7 protein-coding genes are annotated in these 7,194 nt (G+C 62.3%); 4 read left to right on the top strand and 3 right to left on the bottom strand.

The genetic code is table 11. The annotated features are described in order from the left end of the window. The coding region (locus RJQ01_RS11650; protein ID WP_350476896.1) for an O-antigen ligase family protein at nucleotides 1-1,331 on the bottom strand (1,331 nt) is incomplete at its 3' end. 97 nt (nucleotides 1,332-1,428) lie between these two features. Then, nucleotides 1,429-2,346: an FkbM family methyltransferase gene (locus RJQ01_RS11645; protein ID WP_350476895.1), complete on the bottom strand. Its 918-nt coding sequence runs from the start codon at nucleotides 2,344-2,346 to the stop codon at nucleotides 1,429-1,431. Between the two features lie 321 nt (nucleotides 2,347-2,667). On the opposite strand from RJQ01_RS11645, the gene RJQ01_RS11640 reads away from it, so the two are divergent. From RJQ01_RS11640 to RJQ01_RS11625, 4 genes are all read left to right on the top strand, one after another. Continuing rightward, the gene (locus RJQ01_RS11640; RefSeq protein WP_350476894.1) at nucleotides 2,668-3,627 is read left to right on the top strand and encodes an SDR family NAD(P)-dependent oxidoreductase; all 960 of its coding nucleotides are present in this window, start codon (nucleotides 2,668-2,670) and stop codon (nucleotides 3,625-3,627) included. Further along, a complete protein-coding gene (locus tag RJQ01_RS11635) occupies nucleotides 3,627-4,304 on the top strand; it encodes a nucleotidyltransferase family protein (protein WP_350476893.1) in 678 nt (225 codons plus the stop codon). Before RJQ01_RS11640 ends, RJQ01_RS11635 begins: the two co-directional genes overlap by 1 nt. An 85-nt stretch (nucleotides 4,305-4,389) precedes the next feature. Further along, a complete protein-coding gene (locus tag RJQ01_RS11630) occupies nucleotides 4,390-5,472 on the top strand; it encodes a glycosyltransferase family 4 protein (RefSeq protein WP_350476892.1) in 1,083 nt (360 codons plus the stop codon). Then, nucleotides 5,469-6,620 carry a glycosyltransferase family 2 protein gene (locus RJQ01_RS11625; RefSeq protein WP_350476891.1) on the top strand — a complete coding sequence of 384 codons (1,152 nt, stop codon included), beginning with the start codon at nucleotides 5,469-5,471 and terminating at the stop codon, nucleotides 6,618-6,620. Before RJQ01_RS11630 ends, RJQ01_RS11625 begins: the two co-directional genes overlap by 4 nt. Before the next feature lie 104 nt (nucleotides 6,621-6,724). Here RJQ01_RS11625 and RJQ01_RS11620 read toward each other — a convergent pair. Then, nucleotides 6,725-7,194, bottom strand: a 470-nt coding sequence (locus tag RJQ01_RS11620; RefSeq protein ID WP_350476890.1) for a hypothetical protein, incomplete at its 5' end; no start/stop codon positions are given.

The raw sequence follows: 7,194 nt of genomic DNA, 5'->3' as shown, positions 1-7,194 counted from the left end.
AGCCGCACGAGCGCCAGGCCGCCGCCGCACAGGAAGAGGAACGCAGCAACCGAGTTGAACGACTGGAACATGATACCGGCACCCGTCGAGAGGACGAACACCGCGAGTGGAGTGAGTCTCCCGCGTCGCAGCCGCGCACTCCAGCTGAAGCCGCAATAGACCAGGAGGAGCATGCCCACTAGGCCGAGGTCGCCTGCAAGGCGCGCGCCCGTCGTGGATGGAGTCGGCGTTCGTACGTACTGGAGTTGCAGTTCGTACTTGCGCTCCCGCAGCAGGAAGGGCGTCGCCTCGAGGTCGGTACCCCCCATGCCGAATCCGATGAAAACGAAGTGTGGCTTTGCCCTGTAGACGTCGAGAACGTAGTTGTCCTTCGAACCCTCGAGTTCCTGCGTGTCGTCCGCGAAGACACGCTTGGTGATACGCTCTTCGACGACGCTCCGTAGCACGGGGACCTGAGGCACGATGGCGATGGCCGCAACCAATACGAGCAACAAAGAGGCGCGGCGTCGCACCCTCTCGCGGGTGAACATCAAAACGACCAGCACGACTGCGAAGGCGAGCCAGGCCGAGGTCGAGAACGTGAAGAACAGCGCACACGCAAAGGCTAAGATCCACGGGGTTGGCCGCCGAACGATGGTGTCTTCCTTGCTTGGATGAACGACTCCGTATGCTACGAGGAGACCGAGCCCTACGACGATGAACGCGCCGAGCGTCTTGGGTTCTCCCGAGAGCCCCCCGATTCGTGTCAGCATTGCTCCTCCGGCGCTGAACGTCAGCGCGCCGCGCTCATCGATGACGCCGCTGCCGGTGACCAGCAACAATACGATCCCTGCCGCCACCGACACTGCGATCCCGCCCAAGTACCCCCGGAAGGCCGCGTAGATGTCCTGACGTTGGGTGGCGCGAGCCGGGATGATGAAGAAGGCTGCGCATTGCATCATGAAGCCGGCGAGCTGCACTGGCATCTTGTAGAGCGTCTGTGCTGGCCCAAGACCGATGTATCTCGCGAGACGATAGCGCTCCAACGAGCCGTACTCTGCCGCCATCCAGATGACTGTGACGACCATCACGTAGCCAACGAAGTACAGGAAGGGCCTGGAGATGTTCCATGACCTTGCCTTGGTCGGGGCCACGGGCAGTGTCACGAGAGCGACCAGTCCGATGATGTTGAACCAATACAGGTTCACGCCCACGGTGAGGCTCGGCGTGAACAAGGGCATGACGAACCCGCAGCCGAAGAGGAACTTCTTCGTCGAAGTTGCGGACAGTAGCAGCAGCGCGACGGCTACGACCCCAAAGAGCGCTGCGTTGAAGAAGGCGGGGACGGTCACGGCGAACGGCGAAGGAGGTGAGGAACCAGGCAGTCCGAGCGGCCGGGCCTGAGCGGGCTCACGCCACCAGGTGCGCGGGCGCTAGCATGCGTTCACGTCAAGCCAAACTGCCCCCGCTCGTCGTGAGTTTTGCGCTGGGGACGCGAGCACGAAACCTCGCCATGTCTCGAATGGCGACAGCGTTGTGAGGATACGAGCTCGGAGCGGAGAGGGCACAGAGCGTCGGCTCATCGTCTTCGACCGAGAACAGGGCGTAGTCCTTGCTCGAGAGGAAGGACTGGAGCTCTCGTCGCTCGTCATGCGAAGCGCACTGGTTGGTTTCGAGCATGATCAAGCCGACGCCTCCATCCAAAAGCTCCGAGGCCCCGTGAAGTGCAGAGAGCTCATGTCCCTCGATGTCGATCTTCATCGCGGCGATGTCGCCGATGCTGTCCAGAAGCGCGGTGTCGAGTTTGACGGCACTCACATGTTGGACGTCTCGTGAATGGTGGGACGACTGGACGACAGCACCCACCGAGTCTGCTGCACAAAAAGCCACGCGAGTGTTCTCGTTTGAAACCGCGACGGCGTGGATGCGTGCCGTATCCATGCCGTTGAGCTGAAAATTTTCTCTCAGCCTCGCCACGATGCGCGGATCGGGCTCGAAGGCGACGATCGTGCCGTGGGGCGCGACACAGGTATGGGCGAGAACGGAGTACGTGCCGATGTTCGCACCGACATCGACGAAGGTGTCTCCGGGGCGGAGGAACTTCTCCAGAAGCCGCATCTCGAGCCAGTCGGGGTAGCCGAAGTAGATGAGCCCGCTTGCGGCCTGACTATCGGGATAGGCTCGCATGCGGGCCTTGTGGCCGTATACGGGTAGGGTCGGCGCTGCTCGGACCGTGCGCTTGTTGAGTTGCCACAAGGCGAAGCGCGCGAGCGACAGCACCCGACGGGAGCCACGAGATCCCGGATGCGACAACAGGTTGCCGAGAACTCGGCGAGATGCCCGGACGGCGTTACCAAGCGGCGGCACCGGAAGAGCGTAGCTGCCTAGTCACGGGACTTCCACGTACAAGTCGGATGTCGTGACCACCTTCGCGGGCAGAGCTGAGGTTGACACCGTCGCCGGCTCGAGAGAGGTCGGAGGCCAAGCTTCGAGCGACGGCTTCACCCACACCTTGGCGCCCCTTCTAACTCCTTGAAACGACGGGCCATGCTAGCATGCCCGGGAAGTGGCATCCGGGAGCATCGTTCGGTCTAGGAGCGTCCCACGGCCGTCGAACTGGCGAATGTTGAGGAGAGGACGCGCAACCAAGTGTGCATCGAGGGGTAGAGGTACGAAGGGAGTGCGCTGTTGACTGCGAACGTCGTTCTGATCACTGGTGGGTCGGGCTTCTTGGGTCGTTCCCTCGCCGTTTCCCTGCGCGAGCGAGGGCACACGGTCGTGCTCGGTGCCCGCAACAACGCCCACAATGCCCGGGCCGAACGGGCTACGGGCTGCGAGTCCGTGCCTCTGGACGTGGCGAGCATCGAGAGCGTCCGAGACGCCCTCGCGGAGTTCCGCCCCTCCATCGTCGTCCATGCCGCCGCGACCAAGTTCGTCGATCTCTCCGAAAGACAACCCATGGAGTGCATCGACGTGAACGTCCTGGGCTCACAGAACGTGGTCCGCGCCTGCATCGAGCGAGGCGTCAGTCTGCTCGTGGGCGTCTCGACCGACAAGGCGGCTCCGCCTGCTGGCAACCTCTACGGCCTTTCAAAAGCCGCCATGGAGCGCATGCTGTGTTCGATGAATGGTCGGGGCGGACTGACGACGACCTGCGTCCGTTTCGGCAACATCGCCTGGTCCACAGGCTCTGTGCTGCCGATTTGGAAACGCATGCACGAGGAGAGCGGCGTGATCGGGTCCACCGGACCCGACATGCGACGATTTTTCTTCACTGTCGACGAGGCTTCCGAGTTGGTTCTCCGAGCCATCGACCATGCGCCAACGGTGGCTGGCAAGGTGCTCTCGGTCGAGATGAAGGCAGCGCAAGTGCGCCAGCTCCTCGATGTCTGGACGACGGTCCGCGGCGGTAGATGGGAGCGCATCGAGGAGCGGCCGGGTGACAAGGTCGACGAGCATCTCATTGGTAGTACGGAGCTGGGTCACACGAGTCGCGTGGTGCTCGACGACAAGCCACACTTCCTCATCGACTTTGCGAACAAGGCGGAGAGCCCTGTTGAAGAAGTGTCGACGGCGACCGCAGCCGTGATGTCTGAGGAGGACATCCGTCGCTTGCTCGATGCCGAGCCTGCGAGAGAGGAGCCGTGATGACGACGTTCGGCCATGCGCTGATCATGGCAGCAGGTCGAGGGCTGCGAATGATGCCCTTGACCGCGGCCATCCCGAAACCCATGGCCCCGTTCCACGGCACAACGCTCATCGCGTCTCGTATCGACACGCTCAAAACACATATCGACTCCGTCCACATCACGGTTGGCTACAAGGGCGCGATGCTGGCGAAACACGTCATCGAACACAATGTGAGCTCGGTCATCAACACCGAGGGACGCGGCAACGCGTACTGGCTCTACAACACGCTCCTTCGGCACCTGGACGAGCCCGTCCTCGTGTTGACCTGTGACAACGTGGCCGAGCTGGATTTTGCGGGGATCGCTGCGGAGTACGACGGGGTTGGGCGTCCCGCTTGCATGGTGGTTCCCGTCGAGCCCGTCGAGGGTTTGGACGGCGACTTCATCTTTCATGACAACCAGCGAGTCACCGAGATTACCCGTGACCGCCCATCGCCAATCTACTGCTCAGGAATTCAGGTACTAAATCCCCGACGGATTGGCGAGCTGACCAGACCTACTGAGAGTTTCATGTCGGTTTGGCAGCAGCTCATCGAGCTTGGACAGCTAGCCTGTGCGTCCGTCTATCCGAGCAGCTGGACCGCGATCGATACGATCGAGCAGCTCGTGCGGTTCGACCCCGCCTCGAATGGCTAACATGTCGCCCCCGCGGGTTCTATTCGTTTCACGCTTGTTCTCGCCCTTCCAGATCGAGGTCGCGGAGGAGATGAGACGACTGGGCATGGTCGACTTTCGCATCGCCTTTGCAAGTCGGTCGCGTCCCGCCCGCCAGCAACCGCATTGGGTTGCCTTCGAGTACGATGAAGACCGCTATCGAACGGCTCCTGAAGGTCAGGCTCCGGAAGCCTGGCTCAAACAAGAGGTCCGTCGCCTCGAGCCCGACATCGTGCTCGTCGGTTCGCTCGTTGGCGAAGTCTACCAAGTCGCACTGCTCGCGGCAGCTGATCCCTCCATTCGCGTAGGGTTTTGGCTAGAACCGCTTGATGGTCGACGTCGCTGGCCAGCAAGCACGGCAACGCGTGCCGCTGTTGCGATGCATCTCACGATCAGCGACTTCGTATTGGCTATCGGAGCCTTGGCTGAGCGTACCTACCGCAGCCTCGTGTTGCCGGAAACCGGTGTGTGGCTCGTACCCTATGGCGCAGATCTCAGCCCGTGCCTATCGATTGCATACGAAGACAAGAGTGAGCGGTTTCGCTTCTTGTTCTCCGGACAGCTCCTGCCCAGACACAACATCGCCTGGATCATGAAGGCGTCCGAGAGGCTTCTGCAAAGCCAAGCCACGCCGTTCGAGTTGGTGATTGCGGGGCATGGTCCCGAGCAGGCCACGATCGACCGTGCTGTCAGCCGAGTCCCGCGGCTTGGAGAGGTAATTCGATACGATCGTGAGTACTCGACCTGGTTGGGTCGACTACGGCCCTTCTGCACATCTCATGTCCTCATCTGCTGCTGCACTTACACCGGTTGGGGGCTCGTCATTCCTGAGGCCATGGCTGCTCAGAACTGCGTTCTCTCCTCCAGCGAGGCCGGCGCCACCGAGTTCTTCGTTCGACACAGGGTCAACGGCATCGTCATCAAGCCGACCTTCGATAATCTGATGCGCGAGATGCAATCGTGTCTCGAGCATCCTGAAATGGTTCAGCGCATCGGGCGCAGAGCGCGTCAGGATGCCCTCGACGGGCACGCGCCAACAGTGGCAGAGCGAATGACCGAAGCCTTGCTAGTGGAAGCAGCGCGGCCACCCCGAGCCAAGGGGGTCGCGTTGCGCGGCGTGGCGAGCGCAAGCGCCGCTCTCAGGCCATGAGTTCGATCACCGCATCAATTGTCATCCCCAACTTCAACGGCGAGGCGTTCCTCCGTGCAGCCGTCGAATCCGTGATCGCGCAGGGCGAAGACGTCGAGTGTATTGTCGTCGATGGTGGCTCCACCGACGACAGCATCGAGATATTGAAGCAGTACGGGGAACGGATACGTTGGATCTCGGAGAAGGATGAGGGGCAATCCGATGCGATCCGTAAGGGGATGGAACGGGTCGACACCGAGCTCGTCGGATGGCTGAACTCGGACGACGTACTCTTGCCGGATGCCATTGCGGCGGTTCGCAAGGCCGCGGAAAGAAGCCCTCGGGCGGTTCTTTTTCACGGGGATGTCGAGCGCATCGATCAGTTTGGTCGCTACTTCGCCCTCGCTCGGTCTCCGGACCTGACTCTCGACAAGATGCTCGAGGGCAAAGGAAAGGTGCTCCAGCCGGGCTCCATGTATCGAACATCGGCCGTTCGAGAGGCAGGCGGGCTCGACGAGCGATATCACCTGCTCATGGATCTGGATCTTTGGATTCGGCTTCTGCAAGTCGGAGTCGCGGAGAACCTCCGAAGGCGGCTCGCTCAGTTTCGAGTCCACGAGGCGGCCAAGAGTAGCCAAGCCCCGTATCGGTACTATCGCGAGAGCCTGCTCGTGGCGTACCGAAACAATCCCGGATCTCGCGCCTCAGCCATCGCTCGGAGAGTTGCGATCATCGCGATTCAGCACGCTCGGTATCTCGCGGACCCATTGGGAGCGCATCGGAGCGTGCCACCCCCCCCATCATCGCCCCTGCGCGTCAGGATTGATGGTGTACCAGCTTGGATCGAAGAAAGCTGCCGACAACTTGCGAGTCTGGGCAAGCTCGAGCTCGTGACTCAACATCCGGTAGACGTTCAGATCGTCGGAGGCAGTCGGTCAGGCGGACGCCGCCGCACGCCCACGCCGACCGTCGTGGTACTCGACGAGCCCAACCGGCGTGCCAGTGCCGAAGCGCTTTCGTTGGCAAGCGCCGTCCTGGTAGATGCGCCGAATGAGTCCGTGGCCGCGATGGGTGTTCCCGGCTGGCGGCTCTGCTCGCTCGATCACGCCGGTCTTGCGGAGGGGATCGAGCTAGCGAGGGGCAGACCGTTCTTCGACGACTCCCAATGAGCGTCCCCCCGATCCCGCGGCCTGGGCTCGCGCGGCTTCGCTCTTGGCTGGAATCGCGAGCCGAGCGGATGACACATGGCGGCCTACGGGGACCGAACAAGCAGTCATTCCTCGACGGTGCAGAGCAACTCGTTGGGCAGGCGCCACAGGAACGCGTCTGACTCACCCAAGGCGCTCCCCTGTTGCTGCCCGAAAGAGGCGTCGCCCTGGAACTGCCCCGCCACGAAGACGTCCTCTCCTCGGCAGGTGACCCTGCCGATCCTGTCCTCACCGGGGCCACCGCCACTCGTGACGAATGCGATGTCACCGGTGGGAGTGAGGCCTGCGATGAGCAGGTCCTCCGAGCCATCGACGGATGATACGGAGACGCCTCCGACCGTGAAGTCTCCGGCGAAATTGATGGCCACGAAGATGTTGCCTAATTGGTCGAGGCTCAGGCTAGAGGCGCCGTCGTCTTCGGGGCCGCCTACCGCGGTGAACCACTGCGTAGCGCCGTCCGCCGCGTCGAGGCGCATGACGAAGGCGTCTTGTCCACCGTTCGACGATGCCGTCGTTGCGCCCGCGGTAAGCGTCC

This window comes from Microcella sp. (assembly GCF_040286215.1).
Taxonomy (GTDB): domain Bacteria; phylum Actinomycetota; class Actinomycetes; order Actinomycetales; family Microbacteriaceae; genus Microcella.
This window is presented reverse-complemented; position numbering and strand designations above follow the sequence as displayed.

What these genes read in the sequence shown, in the direction of transcription:
- RJQ01_RS11635 (WP_350476893.1), top strand. Translation starts at nt 3,627, where the DNA reads ATGACGACGTTCGGCCATGCGCTGATCATGGCAGCAGGTCGAGGGCTG.
- RJQ01_RS11625 (WP_350476891.1), top strand. Translation starts at nt 5,469, where the DNA reads ATGAGTTCGATCACCGCATCAATTGTCATCCCCAACTTCAACGGCGAG.
- RJQ01_RS11630 (WP_350476892.1), top strand. Translation starts at nt 4,390, where the DNA reads ATGGTCGACTTTCGCATCGCCTTTGCAAGTCGGTCGCGTCCCGCCCGC.